Raw genomic sequence first — 23522 nt, forward strand, 5'->3', positions numbered from 1 at the left:
CCGGCGCCGGGCCTGGCCCGGCGTGATCAGCGTGCGCCGGCCAGGGCGCTTACGGGCGCGGAGGCAGCGCCGGGGCACGCCGCAGCGGGCGCTGCGAGACGTCCGGCAGGGCGGGAGCCGGCCGGCCGGCCAGTTCGTCGAGCAGGTAACGGACCCCGGCCTCCAGCTGCGGGTCCTCGCCGGCGGCCCAGGCCTGCGGCGGCCGCTCCACCACCAGGTCGGGGTCCACGCCATGGTTCTCGACACTCCAGCCGAACTCCTCGAACCAGAACGAGAACCGGGGCTGGGTGACCCGGGTGCCGTCGACGAGCTGGTACCTGCCGTCGATGCCGATGACGCCGCCCCAGGTGCGGGTGCCGATCACCGGGCCCAGCCGCATCGCCTTGAACGCGGCGTTGACGATGTCGCCGTCCGAGCCGGCCCACTCGTTGGCCAGCGACACCAGCGGTCCGCGCGGTGCACTGTCCGGATAGGAGGTGGTCGAGTAGTGGCGAGAGGTGTCATAGCCCAGCACCCGGCGAGAGAGCTTCTCGATGACGAGCTGCGACGTGTGACCGCCGCCGTTCTCGCGGGTGTCCACCACGAGGGCGTCCTTGGCCATCTCGACCCGCAGGTCGCGGTGGAAGGCCGCCCAGCCGCGTGACATCATGTCCGGCACGTGGACGTAGCCGATGCGGCCACCACCGAGGGCGTGCACCTGGGCGCGCCGGCTCGCCACGCAATCGAGATAGCGCAGATCCGCTTCGTCGGCAAGGGGAATGACCACCGTGGAGCGTTCGCCGTCGGGCGTCTGCACCCGCAGTTCGACCGCCTTGTCGGCGCTTCCGCGCAGTAACTCCGCCGGCCCGTTCGGGCCTACCGGGTGGCCGTTTACAGCCAGGATCGCGTCACCGGGATGGACCGCTACTCCCGGAGCGGTGAGCGGCGACCGGGCGTTGCGGGCCGAGTTGTCGCCCGGCACGATCCGCGTGATCACCCAGCGCCCGTTCTCGTCCCGCTCGAAGTCGGCGCCCAGATAGGCAGGTTTCAGCAGGGGATTCTTCTCACCGGGCGGCTTGGACTCGTAGGCGTGCGAGGACCCCGTCTCGCCGTTGACCTCCCACAGCAGGTCCGACACATCGTCCCGGGTGGTGACGCGGTCCAGCAGCGGCCGGTACTTGTCGACCTCGGCATCCCAGGCGATGCCGGCCATGTCCTCGATCCAGTAGTGCTCGCGCATCAGCCGCGCGGTCTCGTCGAGCATCTGCCGCCACTCGGCGGGCGGGTCGACGGTGAGTTGGATGCGACTGAGGTCGATCTCGACGGTGTCGGACCCGTCCTCCGCCGGCTTCGACGAGGCAGGGACGAGCTTCAGGGCGTGCTCGTCACGCACGACCAGTTTGGTGCCGTTGCCGGACGCCTCGACAGCGTCGACCCGCTCGGCCAACTCGACCAGCTTGCGCTTGCCGAAGTCCCAGCGCTGGAGTGAGGGGCGGGTCTCGTCCCCGGGGTTGCGCGACTCGCCGAGCTCGCCGGTGATCGGTGAGTTCAGCCAGATCACGCCACCCTTGACCGCCCGCAGTTCATCCAGCCGACCGGCCGCCACCGGAAAGGGAACGACGCGCGCGTCGATGCCCTCGACGTCTACCCGGACGGCGGCGGTCGTGGCCGGAGCACTGTCCGAATCGGCCGGGGCGGTTTCCGGCTGGGCGGTCGCCAGCGCCGCGGCCTCGGTGTCGGGGTCGGCCTGGCCGTGCAGTTCCGGCTCGAACGGCGACGGAGTGTCGGCGGCCAGGGTGACCAGGTACGGCCGGGTGGCCAGCGGGAATGCCAGGTCGAATACGTGGGCGTCGTACACCGGGTCGAAGGTGCGGGCGGACAGGAAGGTCAGGTACTTGCCGTCCTCGCTGAAGGTGGGGCTGGTGTCCTCGAAACGCTGCGAGGTGACAGCGGTCACCGCCCCGGTCGCCAGCTCGGCCAACCGGATGCTGCGCAGCTCGCGCGTTGCCTCCGGAGCGGAGTAGGCCAGCCACTTGGAGTCCGGGGAGAACGAGAGCCCACTGGGATCGCCACTGGCGTTGCGCTCGAGTTGCCGGATCCCGCCGTCGGCGGTCGAGATGGCGAGCAGCCGCCCGTCGTGGGTGGCCACCGCGAGGGTGCTGCCGTCCGGGCTGGCAACCAGTTCGAGCACCCGGCCGATCTCGCCTGCGCCGAAACGGCGGGTGGAGCCGTCGGGGGCCGCGATCTCGAGCGCGTCCGGTCCCTCCGCCCCGGTCACATACGCCACCGACGGGTCGGCGTCGGGCGCGCTCGGCTCCAGCACCACGGGCAGCCGGTGCCGGACCCCGGCGACCGAGGCCACCGTCCGGGCCGGGCCGTTGCGGTGGGTCAGCCACACGATGTTGCCGCGGACCTCCAGCGCGCTGGCGCGACCGGTCCGGTCGACACTCAGGTCACCGAGGAAGTCCTCGGCCTTCACCGGGGCGACGGCACGGCCGGCGCGCGAGCTGCCCAGCCAGATGTCGAGCTGACGCGGCCGGGAGTCGGCGTCGAGGCTGTCGAGCAACCAGAGGTCACCGGCGTGGCGATAGATCAGCCGGCTGCCGTCGCCGCTGAGCTGGCGGGCGTAGAAGGCCTCGTGGTCGGTGTGCCGGCGCAGGTCGCCACCGTCAGCCGCCACCGAGTAGACGTTGCCGTGCCCCTCGAAGTCGCTGAGAAGGGCGAGCCGGTTCCCGGTCCAATTCGGTGCCATCTTCGGGCCGGGGATTGAAGCAAGCAGCTCGGTGAACTGCCCGCTGCCGTCGGAGTCCAGCCACAGCCTGCTCGCTGTCCCGCCGCGGTACCGCTTCCAGTGCGCGTAGTCCTGCGCACTGCCGGTACCGAGGACCACAGCGCCGGCTTCGGAGACGGTCAGCGAGTTCACCGAGCCGTAGGGCAGGCGCTCCGGCCGGGCGTCCGCGCCTTCGCGGACATCGATGGCATAGGCCCAGGCATGCGTGCGGAAAGGCTGGTATGCATCGGAGACGACGAGGAGCCTACCGTCCCGGTCGAAGCCCAGCACCCGCGTCCGGGGCTGGCCGAAGAAGGTGAGCTGGCGGGGCTCGCCACCAGCTGTCGGCATTCCGAAGACCTCGGGCTCACCCGCTCGCTCGGACACCCACGCGACCTGCGCGCCGTCGGGCGAGAGCCGCGGCGAGCTGACCGGAACCCCTTCCGCCGTCAGCCGATGGGCCCGGCCTCCGGTCGTGTCAGCCAGCCAGACGTCGTTCTCAGCGGTGAAGACGATCTGGTCGCCGACGATATGCGGAAAGCGCAGGTAACCCGGGGCAGCAGTCATGAAGCGAAAGCTTAATAACGGGGTACGACAACCCGCCAGCGAGAATCGTCCGGTTCAGCGCTCAGCGGACGCCGACCATGATCTGGTGGGCCTGCTCGTCCGTCAGCGGTTGCTCACGTAGTTCCGTTGAGTCGGCGAAGCCAGCTGGCCGAAGCCCTGCCAGCAGCAGTTCCAGGTGCCGCCGCCTGGAGCTCGCAGGTTGCCACCACGAGCTGCTCCAACCCCGTTCCGCCGGGCGCGGCCGCCGCGGCACGGGCCAGCTCCAGCAGGTCACGCCGCAAGCCCGTCCGGGGTCAGCCAGCGGTGTTGATCTTCTCCAACGTCCGGCGCGCGCCGACCTCGTGAAAGGACGCCAGCGCGTCGAGATAGGCCGCGGCGAAACGCTCGTCGGCCGCCAGATCACCGAAGAGCTCGGGGTTCTCGAGGAAGGCCAGCGGACGGCTCCGCTGCTTCCGGGCGAGGTCCATCAGCTCGTCTCGGAGCCGGTCCACGATGACGATGTCACCACCCTGCTCGTCGACCCCCTCGGCGTAGCGGGCCCAACTGGCCACCACCGTCGCCGAGCACGCGATGTCGCCGCCGGTGGCAAGGTTGGCCCGGATGACCGGCACCAGCCATTTCGGAATCCGATCGGAGCTCTCGGCACACAGCCGCGCCACGGTGTCGCGGACCTCAGGATTGGCGAAGCGCTCGAGCAGGGTCTGCTGGTAGGCCGCCAGGTCCACCCCCGGCACCTCGGCCAGCGTCGGGCTCGCCTCGGTGCGCATGTAGCGCAGCAGGAACTCGACGAAGACCGGGTCGGCGGCAACCTCGTGGGCGTAGCGGTAACCGGTGAGGTAGCCCGAATAACACATGGCCTGGTGGCTGGCATTGAGCAGCCGCAGCTTCATCAGTTCGTAGGGCTCGACATCGGTGACCACCTGGACACCGGCGTCCTCCCAGCGCGGCCGGCCGCCGGGAAAGTGGTCTTCCAGCACCCACTGGGTGAACGGCTCGCACACCACCGGCCACTGGTCGTTGATCCCGTAGCGCTCGGCCAGCAGTGCCCGGTCGTGCTCAGCCGTGACGGGCGTGATCCGGTCGACCATGGAGTTCGGAAAGGCCACCTCGGTGCGCAGCCATTTACCCAGCTCCGTGTCCTTGAGGTCGGCGAACGCGCTGAACATCGACCGCGCGACCGCGCCGTTGCCCTGGATGTTGTCGCACGACATGACCGCGAACGGCGCCGTTCCCGAAGCGCGCCGGCGGCGCAGCGCCTCGACGACGAACCCGAACACGGTGCTCGGAAGGGCGCCGGGCGCGAGATCCGCGGCGACACCCGGATTCGTCTCGTCGAACTCCCCGGTGACCGGGTTGAAGTTGTAGCCGCCCTCGGTGACCGTCAGCGAGACGATCTTGGTGCGCTCGTCGGTGAGCACATCCAGCACCGCCTCCGGGTCCTCAGGCGCGAACAGGTACCGGACGATGGAGCCGATCACGCGTGGTTCGAGCGTTCCGTCCGGGTGCTTGGCGATCAGGGTGTACAGGCCGTCCTGGCTGCTGAGGACCTCTTCCATGCGCTTGTCGCCGGCCAGCACACCGACGCCGCAGATGCCCCAGTCCAGGGCCTCGCCCTGGTTCATCAGGCGGTCGAGGTACATCGCCTCGTGCGCGCGGTGAAAGCCGCCGACACCGAAGTGGACGATGCCGACGCTCACCGCGGCGCGGTCGTAGCCGGGAACCGGAACCTGGGCAGCGAACTGCTCGAGCGTCGACGAGGTCAACGGTGTCGCCTGTGTCATGTACATCCCCGGATCGGCTTACGCGACTGCGCGGTCGGCTGGGCCGTCCCAACCGAGGTCGGGCTCGCGTTTCTTCGGCGGCCCTCGATGCAGCCTAGTCACGCGCTGGGACAGTGCGAGCAGACGGCACAGTCACGCGCTGGGAGCAGCCGGCGTTACCCTGAGGGCGGCCCAGCACCGGCCTGCCTCCTGCCCGAGGGAGCCGGCTGTGGACACGCCCGCCATCGCGACCCGCCGCTCCATCTGGTCGGGGGTCCTGATAGGCGTCGGGGTGGCGGCCTTCGTGGACGAGACCGTCTTTCACCAGCTGCTGCACTGGCACCACTTCTACGACAAGTCGACCGCCGACGTCGGGCTGGTTTCGGACGGTTTCTTCCATGCGGGTGGCTGGCTGGCGATCGTGGTGGGGCTGTTCCTGTTCGCCGATCTGCAGCGGCGGCGGGCGGCCTCCGGAAACCGCCTGTGGGGCGGCGGCTTTCTCGGCTGGGGTGCGTTTCAGCTGTACGACGGGCTGATCCAGCACAAGGTGTTCGGCCTGCACCAGATCCGATACCACGTGGACGTGCTGCCCTACGACGTGGTGTGGAACGTCGCAGGCGGGGCGGGGGTGCTCATCGGGTTGCTGCTGCTGCGCCGGGCAGCGCAACGATCCTCGACACAGCCCGTGGCGTGATGGCTGACGCCGCTGTAAATCCAGCCGGGCAGCTGGTGCTGCTCGCCTGCCTGGTGCTGCCGGTGCTCGGCTACGGGCTGGGTCTGCGGCAGCTGCACCTCCGCGGCGACCGGTGGCCGGTCGGCCGGACGGTGGCCGGCGCGGTCGGCATCGGGTGCCTGAGCGCCGCGCTGCTGTTCCCGCCGGCGCGCCTGCTGCCAGTGGGAGCGCAGTCCTTTCCGGCGCACGTGAGCGAGCACCTGCTGCTGGCGATGCTCGCGCCGCTCGGCCTGGCGCTGAGCGCTCCGGTCACGCTCGCGCTGCGCACTCTGCCCCGCGGTGCCCGCGATCGAGTATTGGCTGTTGTACACAGCAGATTCGCTCGTCTGCTGACCCTCGGCCCGGTGGTCCTGCTGCTGGACGTGGGCGGGCTGTACGCCTACTACCTGACCCCGCTCTTCGCCGCGGCCGAGCGGAACGCCTGGCTGCACCTGCTGCTGCACCTGCACATGTTTCTGGCCGGCTGCCTGCTGAGCTGGTACCTCGTCGGCCGCGATCCGCTCCCTCGGCCGCGATCCGCCCGGGGGCCGCTGGTGGTGCTGCTGCTCGCCGCCGGCAGCCACGATGTGCTCGCGAAGCTGATGTACGCCCACGCCTTCCCGGTGGGCGCGGACAGCGCCGCGGGGCTGCGAGCCGGCGCCCAGTTGCTGTTCTACGGCGGCGACGTGGTCGAGATCCTGCTCGCGGTGGCTCTGCTCGCCCAGTGGTACGCCCGAACTGGACGCGAGCTGCGCCGCGAGCAACGCCGGATGGCCGCGTCGCCGACCTGATCGGCGCTGCAGGTCAGTGACCTGATCGGCACCCCTGGACGGTGCTGTACCTCACCGCTGCCGGAGCTCGCTGAGGTAGCCGGCCACCGCATCCCGAACAGCGGCGGCGGTGTCGGTGCGAGACCGGTCCTTGCCGAACAGGCCCGTCAACGAGACGACGCGCAGCTCGTCCGGTAGCTGCGCAGCGCTCCGCTCGTCGACCACTCCGACCACCGCCACCACCGGAACGCCCGCGGCCTGCGCCAGTCGAGCGACGCCACCCACGACCTTGCCCGTCAGCGAGGTCGCGTCGAAGCTGCCCTCGCCAGTGATGACCACATCGGCGTTCCGGATCAGGGCGTCCAGTCCGAGCTCGTCGACTATCCGGTCGAACCCGCTGACCAGGGTGGCACCGATCGCGGCCAGTCCCCCGGCCAGGCCGCCTGCCGCCCCGGAACCCGGCAGCGATTCCACGTCCATCCCGAAGCGCCGCAGGTACTCGGATCGCTGGTTGCGCAGGCTGACGGTCAGCTGCGCGATCTGCGTGGGATCCGCGCCCTTCTGCGGGCCGAAGATCCTGGCGGCGTCGGTGAACCGGGTGTCCACGTCGCAGCACACCTCGATAGGGGTGACCGTGGCAGCGCTGAGCATGCCCCTTTCGGTGAGCGCCGTGACCGCTCCCATCCCGCCGTCCGTCGACGCCGAGCCACCGAGTCCGACGAGCACCCGGGCGGCCCCGGCCTGGATGGCTGCCGCGATCAACTCGCCGACGCCGCGGCTGGTGGCGGCGACGGGGTCATTGCCCTGACTGCCTCCGGCGAGCAGCAGCCCGTTCGCCTGCGCGGCCTCGATCACGGCGAGGCCGTCCTCGCGTAGCCGCCAGCCGGCGGTGACCGGGTAGCCCAGCGGGCCGGTGACCACCGCTGACCGGTTCGCCCCGCCGAACGCCGCCAGCGTTCCCTCGCCGCCATCGGCCATCGGCTGGGTGACGCAGGTACCGCCGGCGCTCTCGACCGCCGCCGCGATCGCCGCGCACACCTCGTCGGCCGTGGCCGTGCCACGGAACTTGTCTGGTGCGGCGAGCACGCGCACACCGAGTTGCATGGCACGTGTGCGATTTTTCATGGAACGTAACCACGCACCGCCGTGAGACTCAGCCGTGGAACGGCCGGACCGGCCGTCCGGGGGCGGCGTGCGGCAGCTGGAAGACCGAGCCGGCCAGCGGCTCCTTGCCCTCAGGCAGGCCATCCGCCGAGGTGGTGATGAATAACGTGTCCATCGACGTTCCACCGAGCGTGCAGGCGGTCACCTGGCTCGCCGGCACGCTGACCACGTGGTCGAGGATGCCGTCAGGGGAGTACCGGTGCACCGCGGATCCGCCGAACAGAGCCACCCAGATACCCCCGTCAGCGTCCACGGTCAGGCCGTCCGGCGAACCATCATCGGAGGAGATGGTGACGAGCGGACGGCGATTGTGCAGCCCCTGCTCGGTGGAGTAGTCGAACACGTCAACCCGCTGGGTCGGGGTGTCGTTGTAATAGGCCCGCGTTCCGTCCGGGCTCCACTCCAAGCCGTTGGACACCGACACCGAGTCCAGGACGACATCGACGGATCCGTCGGGCGAGAGCCGGTACAGCGACCCGGCACCGGTTGCCTGGTCATAGGCCATCGACCCGCAGTAGAACCGGCCGTCCGGATCGCAGCCGCCCTCGTTCATCCGCACCCCGCTGTCCTGCCACAACTCGGGCAGGGTGCGCAGCGACGAGCCGTCCCCGTCGTCCAGGGCGAAGCCGCGCTCCACCCCGACGATGAATCCGCCCCGGGCCCGCGGCCGCACCACCGCGGCGATCGTTCCCACGTCCCGGCGGCTGATCGCACCGTCGGCACCGAGGCTCAGCACATCCCCGGCGAGCATGTCGACCCACCGCAACTCCCCCGGATCGGGAAACCACACCGGGCCTTCGGCGTGGTGGGCGACCGGGTCGGTCAACTGCTCGGCGTCGGGCACGGGCACTCCTCGGGTGGGCAGCTGGCGGCCTGGTCGACGATGGCCACGCGCAAAGTATGGACGGGCAGCACGCCGGACGGCGAAGCAGGGCCTGCGCTGCGACTAGAAGAACCAGGTGCTCGACGGCTGACTCCGCCCGCTGGGTCGAATGCCTCTATACAACGCAGTACGGGCCAAGCGGTTAGCCCTGCCGACCTCCGGAAAGGCGACGACCGCGTGCCTCCACCGCTCTCAGCTGATTCTGAGATACTTCTATGTGCAACGGCAAACAAGCCCGTGTAACGAAGAGAGGTTCAGCCATGTCCGCTCACGATTCACCGTCACGTGGTTCCAGCTCCACAATGCAGCGCGAGCGCATGCTGTCTATGGTCGCCGGCGCCCTCGGGATCTTGATGTTCATCTGGGGGTTCCTGAAGTGGCTGAAGTTCGGCGACGGCGATAGCGCACACAAGTACTCCGGCTACGCCTTCCAGATGCCGACCACCGCCATCATCGGGTTCTCGCTAGCAGCCGGCCTGCTGGCCCTTCTCGGGGCCACCGAGCGGCGCCGCGGCCGAGGCGTGCCCAGCGCCATCCCGACCGCCCTGGCCGCTACCAGCCTGCTGCTCGCGGTAGGTGTCTACCTCGGCAAGGGCAGCATCAGCCCCGACTCCGGCAGTAAGGTGGGTGTCCAGATCGGTTTGATCCTCGGTCTGCTCACCGCCCTCGTTCAGACCGCCGTCCTCGGCATGGGCCTGGCCAGCCGTCACGACGACGGAGACGACAGCGGTTCTGGCACCGGTCGGGGTCGAATCTAAGTCAAACCACAGCACGCAGCAGGGCCACCTTCGCGACTGGAAGGTGGCCCTGCTGCGTTTTTAGTTATCCAGAAGCGCTGGGGCGAAGGTGCCTACGGCGTCCGAGCGATCTCTACACGTTGAAGCGGAACTTAGACGACCCCGTTTAGCCAGGAAGATCGACGCAGAAATCCCGCATGTTTTGCTGGGCTAGATGCGTTTGGTTGCGCTGGTTGCCGCCAGCATTTCTCGGATATTTTGTGAACTAGCTGCGGACTAACCATGATCCAGAGAGACCAACTGCTCGCTGCTTGCGATCGACAAATGCCGTTCAGCACGGCAGCCGACAAGGATCAGCTACGGTGCCACAGTGAATCGCACCGGCGCGCCTTGCGGCGAGATGCGCGACAGGCCGTGGCCGTCGGTGTGCGCCGCCGATAGGGGTCGACGAGCCCAGCGACGACGACGCAACGGACGGAGCCACGAGCCGATTAGCGCGACGCTTCGCTGTTGTAGATCCTGACCGTCACGAGAGAGCTGAACCTTACCCACCATCAGCCCGGTTAGCCCCACTGCCTGTGTGCGCGGAAGATGTAGGAGTATGCCGAGCCAGCTTCCCGGCTTGGAGCGATCCGGAGCGCTGCGCCGAGTGCAGCGAGCCCAGCTGGCACAGGGTTGCCTGCCGCGAGACTCCAGGCGGCTCCAGTGAGTCCGAGACCGAAGCCACCAGCGTCGGTTGGTCTCTTAAATGCAGCGAAGGTGAGCTTTGTCAGACCTCGCGCCTGGTCGTTGAGGCGCGCTTGCCGTTGTTGCAGCAGGCGACTTCTGTCAGCCGGATCAGCGGCAGAAACGTCGGCGATGAACAGCCGCAGGTTCAGCATGTAGTCACGGTGCTCATCGCGGTGTCGGCTCCGAAAGTCAAGCACCTCATCGAGCGGAACGGCATCAAGATCGATAGATGCGGTTGCCAAATCGAACGCCACGACGTCCTCGCGCGAGGGCATCGGCGCCAGCTCAAGGAATCTGCGGATCACCTCCTCCATGTTTCTGCCGTTGGTTATCGGCTGGAGATCCAGGCCCTGCCTCTGACCGGCCTCCCGTGCCTCCTGAGCGAGCAGCAGAAGGTAGACCTGTCTGACGTCGCGCCGAAGGGGGATCGACAGTCCATCCTCCGTATCGCGGGCGAGGCCTCGCGCCTTCAGCTCGTCGTGGATCATGTCGAACACACCGCGATCGCGAGAGCCCATGCGTGACATGGACAGTTCAGCGAAGCCCATGCGGCTCATCGAGAGGGCGTCAAACGGAGCCGGATCCCCGGTGCCGCCGTCGAATGCGCCGCCCGTGATGAGTTCGACCATGCCCTCTGCAAGACGGTTGGAGAGCTGGTCGTCAACGAACCACTCTGGTTCGAGCACAGTCAGCAAGCCGAGGTCGGCCAGCGGCTCGGCCAGCGAAGGGTCGGCTACCAACTCCCGTCCGGTCATGTAATTCGGCAGGAGAATCGCCACGCCGTCAAAGAACAGCAACAGCGACTTGATCCACGAGCTTTCGTGGGCCACCCAGTAGGGCTCCGGATAGTAGTACGCGAGCTCGGGCCGCATGGGAATGTCGTCGCTGATCGCCATGAGGGCAGTGTCCTCCGAGGCCCCAAGATCAATCGGCCGGCACACGCCGAAGTCTGTCCCATTCAAGCCAGCTAAACGCGCACGGCCCCGATACACCGATAGCCAGAGTAGCCAAGCACGCGCTGACCACCCGGGAGCATCCCGCGCGCTCGACCAGCCCAACAGCAGCAGCAGCTGTCTCGTCCGGCCGAAGGCTGCGATCGTCGTCTCGATGTTGCTGTGAATCGCAGAGTGAGTCCGGACGGTTTGCTTCGACCTCGTCCAGATACAAGATGCGAAATTGGTGGGGAACGCGTCGGCGGAGAGAGTCGCCTCCGGTGTGGCGGCCATCGGAACTACCCCAGGCCGCCTCGAGTTCGATCCGCGCCAGCTTGGATTCGAGTCGAGACTGCCACCGACACCACGGCGGTGCTGGCCTGGCGGCTGCAGTACGAGGAGTCCCGCACGCCCGGACCGTTGCCCGCGGCCTGCCGCCCGTGCCCACGACGCTTGCCCAGCGCCCGACTGGGGCGGCTACTTCGGGCGACGCATCGAGCTGCTGGTCCGGGACGCTGACCGGTGCCGGGCCGAGGCGGCGGTGTGGACAGCCGAGACCGCACCAGCGTGGGCCGCTCGGTTCGCCGGACGCGACCGCGACCTGGCCGGCTGGCGCAGCCAGACCCACCTCGACCGGGAAGCCGAAAGAGGTGTCCTCGCTGCTCCGCCCAACCACAATTCTCGTCGCGAGAACTGGCCGACACCATCGATCCCCGGGTAACACGGGACGCACACTGGCCCGCGCTGGAGCGGCAGCTCGACATCGCATCGCGACGGCCACGACATCGCCGCTCGCACCCGTCGGGCGCCCGCCCGGCCGCTATCCGACGACCAGCCCGCCGCCGCGCTGCGCTGGCGCCTCGTCGACGCCATCGCCGCGAGCAAGACCAAACGGGACGTCGATGCGGACAAGACTGTGCCCGCGCGGACCCTGTGCGTCGTTGCGCGCCCTCGTGTCGATGAACCGAAGCCGGCGCAGCCTCGCCCACCGGAGATCGACTACGCCCGCGGCTTCGGCAACAAGCCGATCCCCCGGAGCAGGGATCGCGCGAGAAGCGATCGTTGCTGACCGGCGCCGACCTACGACACGTCCTCGTCGCGGATCTCGTCGTAGGACTCGGCGAGGTACTTCAGCAGCGCCTCGCGGAAACTGGGCTTTTCGAAGAACGCGTTGAACAGCTGCCCGTTCGCCTCGTGCCGGTCGACGATCATGCTCTCGGCCTTCTTCTGCAGCACGACGCCGTACTGGTCGCGGTCATTGTTGAGCGCCACGACGCGCATCTGTTCGTCGGACTTGATGGCCTGCTTCTGCTGCTCGAACCAGACCCGGTCGGCGTCGTCGAGGTTCATGCCGTAGCGCTGATTGAGGTGCTCGATCAGCTGCGACAGCTTCTCCATCGGCGACTCGTACGCCTTGCCGGTGCCGCCGCCGGGCAGCGCGACGCCCGGCTCGTCGGTGCCCGTCGTCAGCGACAGGTTCTCCTCCTCGCCCTGGGCTTCGGTGCGCAGGTGGGTGAGCAGCACCGACTCGCTGATCTGCGGCAGCGGCTCCCCGGGTGCGGTCGGCAACAGTGGCAGCAACGCGCGACCGTAGAGGTAGAGCGATTCGAGGTCACGGTCGGTCCAGGGCATCACCTGGGCCAGGAACGAGTACGTCCGCACGAATGCCTTCAAGGCGTCGCGGAACACGTCCTGCGCTTCCTCGTCGAGCCCGACGAAACGCCCCACCGCGGGGTTGACGTTGGCGTAGACGATCTTCTGGTTCACCGAGCCGCCGGCCAGCAGCGCGTCGACGGCGGCCTTCTGCTCGTCGGGGTGGATGACGTGCCCGGCCGCGATGGTGTGCTCCAGCGTGTAGAGCAGGTTCGGATCCGTGGGCGCGGCCGAGGTCTGCTCGAAGAACGGCTCGAAGGCGTCCTGGATCTCCTCGGCCTTGTTCGCAAAGTCCAGGACGAAGGTGTCGGTCTTGCCGGGGTGGGTGCGGTTGAGCCGCGACAGAGTCTGCACAGCCTTCACCCCGGCGAGCTTCTTGTCGACGTACATCGTGTGCAGTAGCGGCTGGTCGAAGCCGGTCTGGTACTTCTCGGCGACGACGAGGACCTGGTATTCGTCGGAGGCGAACCGCTTCGGCAACTTCCCCTCACCGAAGCCGTTCATCATCGGCTCGGTGTAACTGACCGCCGGATCGGTCGGGTCGACGACGGTTCCGGAGAACGCCACCAGCGCAGCGATCCGGCCCGGCCCGCGGTCGTAGCCCTTCGCGGCGATGTAGGCGTCGATCGCCTGCTTGTACCGGACGGCATGCAACCGCGACCGGGTGACGACCATCGCCTTCGCCCGGCCACCGATCTTGCCAGCGGTCTTCTGCCGGAAGTGCTCGACGATTATCTCGGCCTTCTGCGCCAGGTTGGTCGGGTGCAGCGACACGAACCGGGCCAGCGCAGCGGATGCCTTGCTGGTGGGGACGTCCGGGTCCTCGGACGGTTCGGTGTTGGCGAGCCGGTAGTAGGTGTCATACGTCGTGTAGTTGGCGAGGACGTCGAGGATGTAGCCCTCCTCGATCGCCTGCCGCAACGAATACAGGTGGAACGGCACCCGCACGGGTTCACCGTCGGCGCCGGTCACGAGGTCGCCGAACAACTCCAGCGTCTTCGGCTTCGGGGTGGCGGTGAACGCGAAGAACGCGAGATTGCCCTGCGCGCCGCGGGCGGTCATCGACGACGCGATCAAGTCGACGGTGTCGTCGGTCTCGGACTCGATCTTCGCTTCGGCCTGCTCGGCCACGGTTAGCGGATCGGCGTCGGCCGCCACCAGCGTCGACGCTGCGCCGAGAACGCGTTTCATGTCCTTCATGGCCTCGCCCGACGTGGACGAGTGCGCCTCGTCGACGATCACCGCGAACCGGCTGCCAGCCACCGAGCCGGCCTGCTCGGCGACCACGGGGAACTTCTGCAGCGTGGTGATGATGATCCGCGCGGTGTTGCCTGCCAGCGCTGCCCGCAGCTGCGCGGAGTCCTCGTCGATCTTCAGGAACGTGCCCGGCGTGTGCACGAATCCAGCCACCGTCGACTGCAGTTGCCGGTCGAGCACGACGCGGTCGGTGATGACGATGACCTTGTTGAAGATCGGCTGGTCGACGCCCAACCCGGCCGCCCTGACCGCGTCGGTCAGCTCGCCGTGCCACGACGAGGTGTGCAGCCGCGACAGGTGGTGCGCCGTCCAGGCGATGGTGTTCGACTTGCCCGACCCGGCCGAATGCTGGACCAACCGATTCGTTCCCGGGCCGGCCTGCCTCGTCGCCGCGAGCAGCTGCTGCACCGCGTCCCACTGGTGATAGCGCGGGAACAGCGTCGTGGTCTCGCCGGTCTTCTGCCTTCCCCCGCCGGCGTCGTAGACGTCCTCGACGTGGACGAACTCACCGAGCAGGCCGAGCCAGGCGTCGGGCTGCCACACCTGCTCCCACAGGTAGGCGGTGTCGTAGCCGTCGGCGTTGGCCGGGTTGCCGGCACCACCTTTCTGGCCTGCGCCCCCGGAGCCCTGGTTGAACGGCAGGAACCGCGTCTGCTCCCCCTTCAACCGGGTGGTCATGTAGACCTGGTTCGGGTCGACGGCGAAGTGGACGACGGTCCGCGCCCGGAAAATCAGATCGGACGGATTGCGATCACGCTGGTACTGCCGGATCGCGTGGCCGACGCGCTGCTGAGTCAGCGGGTTCTTCAACTCGGCCGTCGCTGTCGGGATGCCGTTCACGAACAAGGTCAGGTCGACCGAGTCTGCCGGGTTCGACTCGCTGTGATGCAGCTGCCGAACCACCGTCAGCCGGTTCGCCCGGTACCGCTCCCACAGACTCGCGGTCAGCCCGTTCGCCGGGGCGAAGAAGGCAAGCCGGAACGAGACCCCGTTCATCTTCGTCACGCCGCGCAGCACATCGATCGTGCCACGTTGGGTGAGCTGATCGGCGACGTACTTGGCGACCCGCTCCTCCGCGCTCCCCACACCCCCGAGCCGCTGGGTCAGCTGCTCCCACTCATCCGGCTGCGACGCCTTCAGGAACGCGACCAGCTGGGCCGGGTCGAGCCCGAGGGCGCGGTCGTAGCCGGACGGGTCGCCCTTCAACCAGCTGTTCGCGAGCAGGTGTGATTCGATCGAGTCCTCGAACGCCAACTCCGACGTCACCTTGGCCATCGCAGTCCCGTCAGACCCGGTGGGTGCGGACCGAGGGCGCGAGCCGCGCAATGTCGTCCGGGTCGCTGGTGACCACTGTCTGCCGCAGCCGGGACGCGACGATCGCCACGTGGGCGTCCACCACATCGCGTCCGCGTCGCGCCGCCAGGAGCAGACCGACCCGCCGTGCCTCGGCGTCATCGAGCGCGACGATGTCGACGTTCGACAACCGCAACAGCGACGCAAGCCGCGCTTGCCGAGCGGGATCACGCCATGCCTGCCCAACACATCCCGCCGGGATCGAGATCCTGGCGTTGCCGCGCCGCGCCTCGTCCACGATCGCGGCGACCTCCCGGGAGCGGCGGTCCAACGCAATCAGGGCTCCGGTGTCGAATACGGCACCGGAGCCGGTCCAGGCCGTCACGCGGCGCCGCCGTGCAGCACCCGCCGCGCGGACGCACGCTCCTGGTCGGTCAGCGGGCCGCCGGTCTCGGCCAGCACCTCAGCGAGAAGGGCGTCGAAGTCGGCCTCGGCAGCCAACTGCCCCACGATCGCGTGCTCGACGTACGCCGAGACGCTGCGGGCCTGCCCCGCCGCCACACGTTCACGGATGTCGGCCAGCACCTCAGGTCGCAGCGTGATCGTGATCTTCGCCTTCGGAGCATCCATACCGTTCACCATACTTGCTGGATCACCCGGCGGCACGCTGTGTGCAGGTCCGGCAACAGTCATGCCTGCGCTCGCGACCCATCGGCGGCCGAGACGTCAAACTCCCCAGTCACCGCCGCCGTGATCAACGACCGCTTCAGTTCGGCAAGCCGCCCAATCGAAAGCGCGAGGCGCGCAATTCCCTCCATTGAGTCCCGCTCGGCAAGATCGAACTCATGTGCGCGCTGGACTCGAACCGCCGGTGGCGCAGCTGGCACCGGAAGAGCACGAATGTCCTCTCCGCGGATCTTCGCCATCGACAACGAGGTACCTCGGCCGATCACGCGGAGCAAGCCGCGCACTCTTGGCGTGCGAAGAGCGCCGCAAACATAGCTTGGCTCGTTGATGCTCAGGGCTACCCGGTACAGGAGGTCGGGCAGATACAGGTCACGACATTCACCGCTCACAACGGCCGAGTCGCCAACGAGCTCAGGGGTATTTGCCCGGCTCATCAACAAGTCTCCAGCGCGAACGAGGTAGCGCGCATCAGGCTCCGACTCGGGCAGCATCGCCTTGTTCTCGGTGGGGTCGAAACGTCCATCACGGACCGCGCTCAGCTTCAGCACGCCAGGTTCACCCTGACCAGCCGGAACGCTGTCGCACTGCGGACTCCAGCCCTGATCTACAGCGGTGACCCACCGGCGCAGCGGGATCCATCCGTACGCGCTTGCATCGGCTTCCACTCCACTTGCGATCGCTTCACGAATCGCTTCACGAATCGCAGATGACTGACGACGACGGGCGGTGATGATGTTGTCGATGCGGGCGACCTGGTCGTCGAGGAAGTCAGCAATCCGCCGCTGCTCTTCGTATGGCGGGCACGGGATCCTCGCGGCGAGCACCTCGCCAGACGACAGGTGCTTGACCGTTGTTGCATACTGGGCCTCGTTGATCCACTTCAGCGGCGTCGGCAGAGTGTACTCCACGAACCGAATATCCGAACCAGGCGCCGGCCGCAGGCGGCACAAGCGCTGGTTTAGCGCCGCCGGGCCCCGGCCCCATCGCACGGCGTTGAAGTCGCCGTCCATGCCAATGACGATGTCACCGTCTTGCAGCATCACTCGCGGTGACACTGGCGCCGGAACGAACGTCTCGAAAGTATCTGCCGTGAGGTCACGAATCCGCACAAGGGGCACGTCCCCTTCAGCGGAAAAGAGCTCACTGTCGAACGGATACCCGTTCTCCAGGCGCGCCATCGACCCCACCGGCGCAAGCGGCCAACGTGAGGTCGCCCAGGCAACTTTCGTCACGTGGCAAGCCCGTTCATCCAGTGCTGGATCTGCATTTCGAGTGCGTCGATTTCGGCGCGGACTTCGGCTACCGGGCGTGGCGGCGTGTAGACGTAGAACTGCCTGGTGAAGGGGATCTCGTAGCCGATTTTGGTCTTGTCGTGGTCGATCCAGGCATCGGGCACGTAGGGGTGGATCTCGTCGACCAGGTGCTTCTCGGCCGCCGCGCGCACAGCATTGACCTGCTCGGCAAGCGACAGCCCGAGATAGCCGTCGGGCAGCGGGATGTTCTCCTGGTCGCGCAGGTCGGCGTCGGCCTCGTAGCCGCCGCCCTTCTTGGCCTTGATCGGGTCGGCCTCTGCGTCGAACACGGCGATCGACTTCAGGACGGTCGCGATCTGCTTCGTGTCCAGACCACGTGCCGACATTGCTATGCGTGCTTTCTTCTCGTCCGTCCACGACGTGCCGAGCAGCGGAGTAACGGCAGCCGCCAGCTCCGGTAACAGCGCGGCGGTGGTCGTCTCGTCCACCCGCCAGGTCCGTCGTATCGGCCGTTCGACGGTGAGTCGCGCGAAGCCGAAGTCCTCGTTGCGCATCACCTTCACCCGCACGTCGGAGCCGTCGAGTTCAACAGCGTCGCGGAACAGCCGGGCGATCTCGTCAATCGCGTCGCGGGTGAGTTCCTTGCGCTTGCCGCCGAGCGACTTGCGCATCTTTGTACCCAGCTCTCGCGCGTCGACCAGCGTCACAGTGCCCGCTCGCTCGGCGGGCTTGCGATTGGTCACGATCCACACGTACGTGGAGATGCCGGTGTTGTAGAACATCTGGTCGGGCAGGCCGACGACGCCTTCGAGCAGGTCGTTCTCGATGATCCAGCGCCGGATCTCCGACTCCCCCGAACCTGCGCCACCGGAGAACAGCGGCGAACCCGACAGCACGATCGCCAATCGCGACCCGCCACCGGCCGCAGAGGCCGGCTTCATCTTGCTGATCATGTGCTGCAGGAACAGGAACGACCCGTCACTGATCCGCGGCAGCCCGGCATGGAAGCGGTTCGACCCACCCGCGGTCAGCGCCTCGAACTTGATCGGGTCGGCGTAGGCCTTCCAGTCCACGCCGTAGGGCGGGTTGGCCAGGATGTAATCGAAGCGCGTCCCGCGGAACGCGTCGTCGACCAGTGAGTTGCCCGGCGCCATCCGCTCCGGCGCGACGCCGCGCATCATCAGCTCCGAGCAGGCGATCGCCCACGTCTCGGGGTTCAGCTCCTGCCCGGACATCTCCACCGTCGCGGCCGGATTGAGCTCGCGCAGCCGCTGGTCGGCCATGGTGAGCATGCCGCCGGTGCCGGCTGCGGGGTCGTAGACGGTCCGGACCGGGGACTGCCCGGTGAGCGCGTCGGCGTCCTCGTCGAACAGCAGGTCGACCATGAGCCGGATGACCTCGCGCGGCGTGTAGTGCTCACCCGCCGTCTCGTTGCTCATCTCGGAGAATTTCCGCAGGAGTGCCTCGAAGATGTAACCCATGGCCTCGTTCGACACGACGTCCGGGTGCAGCTCGACGTCGGCGAAGTCGCCCAGCACCGCGTACAGCACGCCGGCCTTGTCGAGCCTCGCGATCGTCTGCTGGTAGCCGAATGCGTCCAGCACATCAGCCGCCGCGGGGCTGAACCCGGCCACGTAGGTCTGCAGTTGGGTGGCGATGTTCTTGTCGTCAGACAGCATGGTCTTCATCGACAGCGGGCAGGTGTTGTAGAACGGCAGCCCACCCGCGGCCCGCTTCAGCAGCGCATCTGCCGCCGGGCTGTTCAAGTCCAGGCCGTCCTTGCGGGCCAGCACCGCCGGCTTCGTCGGCTCCAGCACCGCGTCCAGCCGGAACAGCACCAGCGTCGGCAGCATCACCGAGCCGTACTCATGCGGCTTCAGATGACCGCGCAGCTTGTCGGCTATCTTCCAGATGAACGCGACCTTGTTCTCGAACCCTGCCGGTGTGGCCAACGCCGTCCTTTCGATCGGTTCCAACGAAAATGCCCCACCAGTCCCGGGGGACGGTGGGGAACTAGGAGCCCATCGTCGCACGCTTCCCGCGGAACGGTTGGGCGCAGCGGCTGCCGGAAGTCAACTATCTGACCAGGGATTGAGGTACTCGACGCCGGCGCGTTCGAAGTCTCGGGTGTTGCGGGTGACCACGGTCAGGGCACGGGCAAGCGCCGTGCCCGCGATCAGCGCGTCGTGCGGGGGCGCTTGGTCGGGTACGTGAAGCGAAGCGACGCGGCGGGCGGCGGGCAGATCGAGGGGGAGGATACGGTCCGCGAATCCGGTGAGCACGTTCTGCTCGAACCATCGGGCCAGGATCCGGGCCTGGTCGGGGTCGGTCCGCCCTTTCCGCAGGATCCCGGTCTCGATCTCGATGACAGTCACGACACTGATGGCAAGGTCAGCCGCGCTCTGCTTGGCCACCCACTGTTTGACCCCGGGGTCGCCGCGCCGCTTTCGGAGTTCGCTGACGACGTTGGTGTCGAGCAGGTACATCACACGTTCGCGGGTCGGATGTCCAGGCCGATCGGGTCGATCTCGAACTCGATGTCCTCGTCCATCTCCAGCCACTCGGCCAGGTCGCCGGGCGTGCGAAGGAGACGCTGATACTCGGCGTAGGTCAACAGCACGAAGGACGGACGGCTGTGCTCTGTGATCACCACCGCTTCTTCCTCAGCCGCGCGCTTGACCTGGCTCGGGCGCTGGTTGAACTCAGCTGCGGTAACGGTAGCCATAACCGCCTTCCTATTTGTAGTACATCTAACTACATCCTAGGGGTGTGATGCTGGCAATCGCCAGGACACGCTCACATATCTATGCGCCGCGTGGTCCGCGGCGTGGGTTCTGAGTCCCCTCACACGTTGAAGCGGAACTCCACGACGTCGCCGTCGGCCATGACGTAGTCCTTACCCTCGATACGAACCTTGCCGCGCGCCTTGGTCTCGGACATCGAACCGGCGTCGACCAGGTCGGAGAACGAGACCACCTCGGCCTTGATGAAGCCCCGCTCGAAGTCGGTGTGAATCACTCCGGCAGCTTGCGGCGCGGTCGCCCCCTTGGGAATGGTCCACGCGCGAGCCTCCTTGGGCCCCGCCGTCAGGTAGGTCTGCAGCCCCAGCGTGCCGAATCCCACGTGGGCGAGCTTGTCCAGCCCGGATTCCTCGACACCCATGGACTGGAGCAGCTCCAGGGCCTCGTCCGGCTCGAGTTCGACCAGCTCGGCCTCGGTCTTGGCGTCGAGGAAAATCGCCTCGGCGGGTGCCACCATGGCGCGCAGCGAGCCGATGAACTCCTCGTTTTCGAGCTCGTCCGGATCGACGTTGAAGACGTACAGGAACGGCTTGGCTGTCATCAGGTGCAGCTCGCGCAGCGGCTCGAGGTCCAAGCCGGCACCGAAGATGGTCCGGCCCTCTTCGAGCACCTTGAGCGCCTCTTTGACGGCGGCGACGGCGGGCAGCCGGTCCTTGGCCGTACGCGCCTCTTTTTCCAGTCGCGGCAGCGCCTTCTCGACGGTCTGCATGTCGGCCAGGATCAGCTCGGTGTTGATGGTCTCGATGTCGTCGGCCGGGGACACCTTTCCATCGACGTGCACGACGTCGGGATCGGTGAACGCGCGGATCACCTGGCAAATCGCGTCGGCCTCGCGAATGTTGGCCAGAAACTTGTTGCCCAGACCGGCGCCCTCGGACGCGCCCCGGACGATGCCGGCGATGTCGACGAAGCTCACGGTCGCGGGCAAGATCCGAGCGGAGGAGAAGATCTTGGCGAGCACGTCCAGCCGCTCGTCCGGCACACCCACCACGCCGACGTTGGGCTCGATCGTCGCGAACGGGTAGTTCGCCGCGAGCACGTTGTTGCGCGTCAGCGCGTTGAACAGCGTCGACTTGCCGACGTTGGGAAGACCGACGATGCCGATAGTGAGAGCCACGGACGTGCAGTCTACGGCGTTCGAGTGCCACCGATTTTGGCCCATCGGCTGCGCGCGAATTCAATGTGCGCTTCAATGACCGCATGCGCGAGGTTAAGTTGACATTAAGTTCCATGCAGGCGGCGCCTGACCGGCCGGATGGCTCATCGAGACCCAACCGCAGTCGCGGACGGGGCCGTCCCCGCGCCGACAGCAACGCCGACACGCGAGGCCAGATTATCGCCGCGGCGCGGCAGCGCTTCGCCGACGACGGTTTCGACGGCACCTCGCTACGGGCGGTGGCCAGCGACGCGGGCGTCGACGCCAGCCTCATCCGGCACTACTTCGGCGACAAGTCGGGGCTGTTGGTGGCCACCATGCAACTCCCTGTCGACCTCGTCCACCTGCTGAGCAGCCTGCTGGAGCGCGGCACCGACAGGCTCGGCGAGCGCCTGGTGACCGCCTTCCTCAACGCCTGGGACGCGCACCGAGACGTCTTCACCGGCCTCATCCGCACCACGGTCGCCTCCGCGGACCGCAGCGCCCCGATGCTGAAGGTGCTGCGGGGCGTGGTGCTGGTGACGCTCGCCAATGCCATCGACGGCGACCAGGAGCGGGAGCTCCGCGCGAGCCTGCTGATCTCACAGCTGATCGGGATGGCGAGTCTGCGGTACGTGTTGCAGATCGAGCCGTTAGCCCAGGCCTCCGCAGCCGAGGTCGCCACCTGGTACGGACCGGTTCTGCAGGCCCTCATCACGCCCGGCGAGTCAGAATTGTCGGAGGCATCCCGCACCATGGCGCCATGACCGCCACTTCGTTCTTGCTGCTCCTGATCGGGCTCGTTCTGGGCGCCGCCGTAGGCTTTCTCTTCGGACGCACCAGGGCCGCGCTGTCCGCGCTCGGACAAGCACAGGTCGATGCCGCTCGCGGCTCGGCCGCCGCCGATCTCAACGAACGCCAGCACTCCATCGAGTCCCTGGTCTCACCTATCCGCGACACCCTCGAGCGGGTCCAGACCCAGTTGCACGCCTCCGAGCGGGACCGGCTCGCCGCCTCTGCCGCACTGGACGAGCACCTTTCTGCCATGCGCGAGTCCGCTGCCGGCCTGCGCACCGAGACCGCGCAGCTGGTGACCGCCCTGCGTTCTCCGCAGATCCGCGGCCGCTGGGGCGAGCTGCAGCTCGAACGGGCCGTCGAGGCCGCCGGGATGGTGGAGCACATCGACTATGTGACGCAGGCCAGTTCCACCGGCGAGGACGGCACCCTGCGCCCGGATCTGGTCGTGAAGCTCGTCGGCGACAAGAACATCGTGGTGGACTCGAAGGTGGCGTTCGTGGCCTACCTGGAAGCGATGGAGGCACCGGATGCAACCATCCGGTCCAACCGCCTGAAGGCACATGCCCGCCACCTGCGTCGCCATGTGGACGATCTCGGTTCCAAGGACTACTGGAGTCGGTTCACGCCCTCACCCGAGTTCGTCGTCTGCTTCATTCCGGCCGACACCTTTCTCGACGCCGCTCTGCGAGAGGACCCGGCCCTCTTCGAGCACGCTTTCGCCCGCAACGTCGTGCTCGCCACGCCCAGCACCCTGGTCGCCATGCTGCGAACCATCGGTTATACCTGGCGCCAGCAAGCCCTGGCCCGCAACACCGCCGAGGTGAGCAAGCTCGGCCGGGAGCTGTACCAACGCCTGGCCACCATGGGCAGCCACCTCGACAAGCTGGGTCGGTCCCTCAACGCGTCGGTGGAAAGTTTCAACAGCACGGTGGGGACCCTGGAGCGGCGAGTCATGGTCAGCGCGCGACGGCTGTCCGATCTTGCCGTCGCCGATCCCAAAACCGACGGCGAGCTGGCCGAAGCGGATCAGATCCTGGCAGTTACCCGTGCTCTTACCTCGGAGGAGTTCGCCAGCCAGGTACCGTAAGCCTCCGTGCAACCTGCGAACGGAGCCACTTTCGTGCCGGATCAACCAGAGACGTCGTATTCCCGCGTCGCTGGTCAGCCGCCGTCGTCGGAGCCGTCCCGCGGCACCCGCCGCGGAAGTGAGCCGCTGCCCTACGACTCCGGCGACGCCCGGGACCAGCGGTCGAGCAGGGAGCGGGGACTGCCCGGCTGGGCGGCAGTCCTGTTGCTCATCGCGATCGCCGGAGTCGGCGGCCTGATCGACTCCATCAGCGGGACCGTCATCAAGGGCGCCTTCAACTACGGCCTGGTCTTCGCCTCGCTGGTGGCGATCCTCGCCGTCAAACGGTCCAAGATGTTCGGCGTCATCGTGGCGCCGCCGCTGGTGTACTTCGTTGCCTCAGCCGGCCTGCTCTACGTGCGGACCGGCGGCCTACACAACCGAGGCAAGCTGTACGACGCCGCGACGAACTGGGTGGTCTACGGGTTCCCGGCGATCGCCGGTGCCACAGCGGTGGTGCTCGTCATCGCCGGAATCCGGCTGGCCGTCCGGCGGTAGGGCGCGTCGACCAGCCAG

The 23522-nt window shown here is 67.7% G+C and carries 19 protein-coding genes; 6 read left to right on the forward strand and 13 right to left on the reverse strand.

The window, feature by feature from the left end; translation table 11 throughout:
- Positions 1–49: 49 nt before the first annotated feature.
- Both RM423_RS10395 and RM423_RS10400 read right to left on the reverse strand, forming a co-directional pair.
- Positions 50–3316, reverse strand: a complete 3267-nt coding sequence (locus RM423_RS10395) for a S41 family peptidase (RefSeq protein WP_311422959.1) — start codon at positions 3314–3316, stop codon at positions 50–52.
- Positions 3317–3609: 293 nt separating this feature from the next.
- Positions 3610–5097, reverse strand: a complete 1488-nt coding sequence (locus tag RM423_RS10400) for a mannitol dehydrogenase family protein (protein ID WP_396327675.1) — start codon at positions 5095–5097, stop codon at positions 3610–3612.
- 208 nt (positions 5098–5305) lie between these two features.
- Between RM423_RS10400 and RM423_RS10405 the strand changes: the two genes are divergently transcribed.
- Both RM423_RS10405 and RM423_RS10410 read left to right on the forward strand, forming a co-directional pair.
- The gene (locus RM423_RS10405) at positions 5306–5770 is read left to right on the forward strand and encodes a DUF2243 domain-containing protein (protein ID WP_311422961.1); all 465 of its coding nucleotides are present in this window, start codon (positions 5306–5308) and stop codon (positions 5768–5770) included.
- On the forward strand, positions 5770–6579 hold the full coding sequence (locus tag RM423_RS10410) for a cytochrome c oxidase assembly protein (RefSeq protein ID WP_311422962.1): 810 nt from the start codon (positions 5770–5772) through the stop codon (positions 6577–6579). The genes RM423_RS10405 and RM423_RS10410 overlap by 1 nt, the downstream gene beginning before the upstream one ends.
- Before the next feature lie 51 nt (positions 6580–6630).
- Here RM423_RS10410 and RM423_RS10415 read toward each other — a convergent pair whose 3' ends face one another.
- Both RM423_RS10415 and RM423_RS10420 read right to left on the reverse strand, forming a co-directional pair.
- The gene (locus tag RM423_RS10415) at positions 6631–7683 is read right to left on the reverse strand and encodes a glycerate kinase (protein ID WP_311422963.1); all 1053 of its coding nucleotides are present in this window, start codon (positions 7681–7683) and stop codon (positions 6631–6633) included.
- 28 nt (positions 7684–7711) lie between these two features.
- Entirely contained in the window at positions 7712–8566 is an 855-nt protein-coding gene (locus tag RM423_RS10420; RefSeq protein ID WP_311422964.1) for an SMP-30/gluconolactonase/LRE family protein, read from the reverse strand.
- 356 nt (positions 8567–8922) lie between these two features.
- Between RM423_RS10420 and RM423_RS10425 the strand changes: the two genes are divergently transcribed.
- Positions 8923–9363, forward strand: coding sequence for a DUF5336 domain-containing protein (locus tag RM423_RS10425; RefSeq protein WP_311422965.1), 441 nt, complete (start codon positions 8923–8925; stop codon positions 9361–9363).
- A gap of 542 nt (positions 9364–9905) precedes the next feature.
- On the opposite strand, the gene RM423_RS10430 is transcribed toward RM423_RS10425, so the two are convergent.
- The 9 genes from RM423_RS10430 to ychF all read right to left on the reverse strand — a co-directional run bounded on the left by RM423_RS10430 (position 9906) and on the right by ychF (position 21064).
- The gene (locus tag RM423_RS10430) at positions 9906–10967 is read right to left on the reverse strand and encodes a hypothetical protein (protein ID WP_311422966.1); all 1062 of its coding nucleotides are present in this window, start codon (positions 10965–10967) and stop codon (positions 9906–9908) included.
- Positions 10968–12083: 1116 nt separating this feature from the next.
- Positions 12084–15188: a type I restriction endonuclease subunit R gene (locus tag RM423_RS10435; RefSeq protein WP_311422967.1), complete on the reverse strand. Its 3105-nt coding sequence runs from the start codon at positions 15186–15188 to the stop codon at positions 12084–12086.
- Between the two features lie 10 nt (positions 15189–15198).
- Complete coding sequence (locus tag RM423_RS10440) at positions 15199–15591, reverse strand: PIN domain-containing protein (RefSeq protein ID WP_311422968.1); 393 nt, start codon at positions 15589–15591, stop codon at positions 15199–15201.
- Positions 15588–15836: a hypothetical protein gene (locus RM423_RS10445; protein ID WP_311422969.1), complete on the reverse strand. Its 249-nt coding sequence runs from the start codon at positions 15834–15836 to the stop codon at positions 15588–15590. The genes RM423_RS10440 and RM423_RS10445 overlap by 4 nt, the downstream gene beginning before the upstream one ends.
- 59 nt (positions 15837–15895) lie before the next feature.
- The gene (locus RM423_RS10450; RefSeq protein WP_311422970.1) at positions 15896–17071 is read right to left on the reverse strand and encodes a restriction endonuclease subunit S; all 1176 of its coding nucleotides are present in this window, start codon (positions 17069–17071) and stop codon (positions 15896–15898) included.
- Between the two features lie 50 nt (positions 17072–17121).
- Positions 17122–19098 (reverse strand): type I restriction-modification system subunit M, encoded by a 1977-nt coding sequence (locus RM423_RS10455; protein WP_311422971.1) that lies wholly within the window; start codon positions 19096–19098, stop codon positions 17122–17124.
- Between the two features lie 120 nt (positions 19099–19218).
- Positions 19219–19632: a type II toxin-antitoxin system VapC family toxin gene (locus RM423_RS10460; RefSeq protein WP_311422972.1), complete on the reverse strand. Its 414-nt coding sequence runs from the start codon at positions 19630–19632 to the stop codon at positions 19219–19221.
- The gene (locus RM423_RS10465) at positions 19632–19871 is read right to left on the reverse strand and encodes a type II toxin-antitoxin system Phd/YefM family antitoxin (RefSeq protein WP_311422973.1); all 240 of its coding nucleotides are present in this window, start codon (positions 19869–19871) and stop codon (positions 19632–19634) included. Before RM423_RS10465 ends, RM423_RS10460 begins: the two co-directional genes overlap by 1 nt.
- Positions 19872–19990: 119 nt before the next feature.
- Positions 19991–21064, reverse strand: a complete 1074-nt coding sequence (gene ychF / locus RM423_RS10470; RefSeq protein WP_311422974.1) for a redox-regulated ATPase YchF — start codon at positions 21062–21064, stop codon at positions 19991–19993.
- An 83-nt stretch (positions 21065–21147) separates the two neighbouring features.
- Between ychF and RM423_RS10475 the strand changes: the two genes are divergently transcribed.
- From RM423_RS10475 to RM423_RS10485, 3 genes are read left to right on the forward strand one after another with little or no spacing between them, the layout of a single operon-like run.
- Positions 21148–21849 carry a TetR/AcrR family transcriptional regulator gene (locus RM423_RS10475; RefSeq protein WP_311422975.1) on the forward strand — a complete coding sequence of 234 codons (702 nt, stop codon included), beginning with the start codon at positions 21148–21150 and terminating at the stop codon, positions 21847–21849.
- Positions 21846–22967 (forward strand): DNA recombination protein RmuC, encoded by a 1122-nt coding sequence (locus tag RM423_RS10480; protein ID WP_311422976.1) that lies wholly within the window; start codon positions 21846–21848, stop codon positions 22965–22967. Before RM423_RS10475 ends, RM423_RS10480 begins: the two co-directional genes overlap by 4 nt.
- Before the next feature lie 33 nt (positions 22968–23000).
- On the forward strand, positions 23001–23504 hold the full coding sequence (locus RM423_RS10485) for a DUF6542 domain-containing protein (protein WP_311422977.1): 504 nt from the start codon (positions 23001–23003) through the stop codon (positions 23502–23504).
- Positions 23505–23522: the final 18 nt, after the last annotated feature.

The sequence above is a fragment of the Jatrophihabitans lederbergiae genome (assembly GCF_031845305.1).
Lineage (GTDB): Bacteria > Actinomycetota > Actinomycetes > Mycobacteriales > Jatrophihabitantaceae > Jatrophihabitans_A > Jatrophihabitans_A lederbergiae.

Coding starts and splice junctions, on each gene's coding strand:
- RM423_RS10415 (WP_311422963.1), bottom strand. CDS start 7,683: ATGAAAAATCGCACACGTGCCATGCAACTCGGTGTGCGCGTGCTCGCC.
- RM423_RS10435 (WP_311422967.1), bottom strand. CDS start 15,188: ATGGCCAAGGTGACGTCGGAGTTGGCGTTCGAGGACTCGATCGAATCA.
- RM423_RS10400 (WP_396327675.1), bottom strand. CDS start 5,097: ATGACACAGGCGACACCGTTGACCTCGTCGACGCTCGAGCAGTTCGCT.
- RM423_RS10480 (WP_311422976.1), top strand. CDS start 21,846: ATGACCGCCACTTCGTTCTTGCTGCTCCTGATCGGGCTCGTTCTGGGC.
- RM423_RS10430 (WP_311422966.1), bottom strand. CDS start 10,967: ATGGCGATCAGCGACGACATTCCCATGCGGCCCGAGCTCGCGTACTAC.
- RM423_RS10475 (WP_311422975.1), top strand. CDS start 21,148: ATGCGCGAGGTTAAGTTGACATTAAGTTCCATGCAGGCGGCGCCTGAC.
- RM423_RS10395 (WP_311422959.1), bottom strand. CDS start 3,316: ATGACTGCTGCCCCGGGTTACCTGCGCTTTCCGCATATCGTCGGCGAC.
- RM423_RS10450 (WP_311422970.1), bottom strand. CDS start 17,071: ATGGCGCGCCTGGAGAACGGGTATCCGTTCGACAGTGAGCTCTTTTCC.
- RM423_RS10445 (WP_311422969.1), bottom strand. CDS start 15,836: ATGGATGCTCCGAAGGCGAAGATCACGATCACGCTGCGACCTGAGGTG.
- RM423_RS10460 (WP_311422972.1), bottom strand. CDS start 19,632: ATGTACCTGCTCGACACCAACGTCGTCAGCGAACTCCGAAAGCGGCGC.
- RM423_RS10410 (WP_311422962.1), top strand. CDS start 5,770: ATGGCTGACGCCGCTGTAAATCCAGCCGGGCAGCTGGTGCTGCTCGCC.
- RM423_RS10425 (WP_311422965.1), top strand. CDS start 8,923: ATGCTGTCTATGGTCGCCGGCGCCCTCGGGATCTTGATGTTCATCTGG.
- RM423_RS10465 (WP_311422973.1), bottom strand. CDS start 19,871: ATGGCTACCGTTACCGCAGCTGAGTTCAACCAGCGCCCGAGCCAGGTC.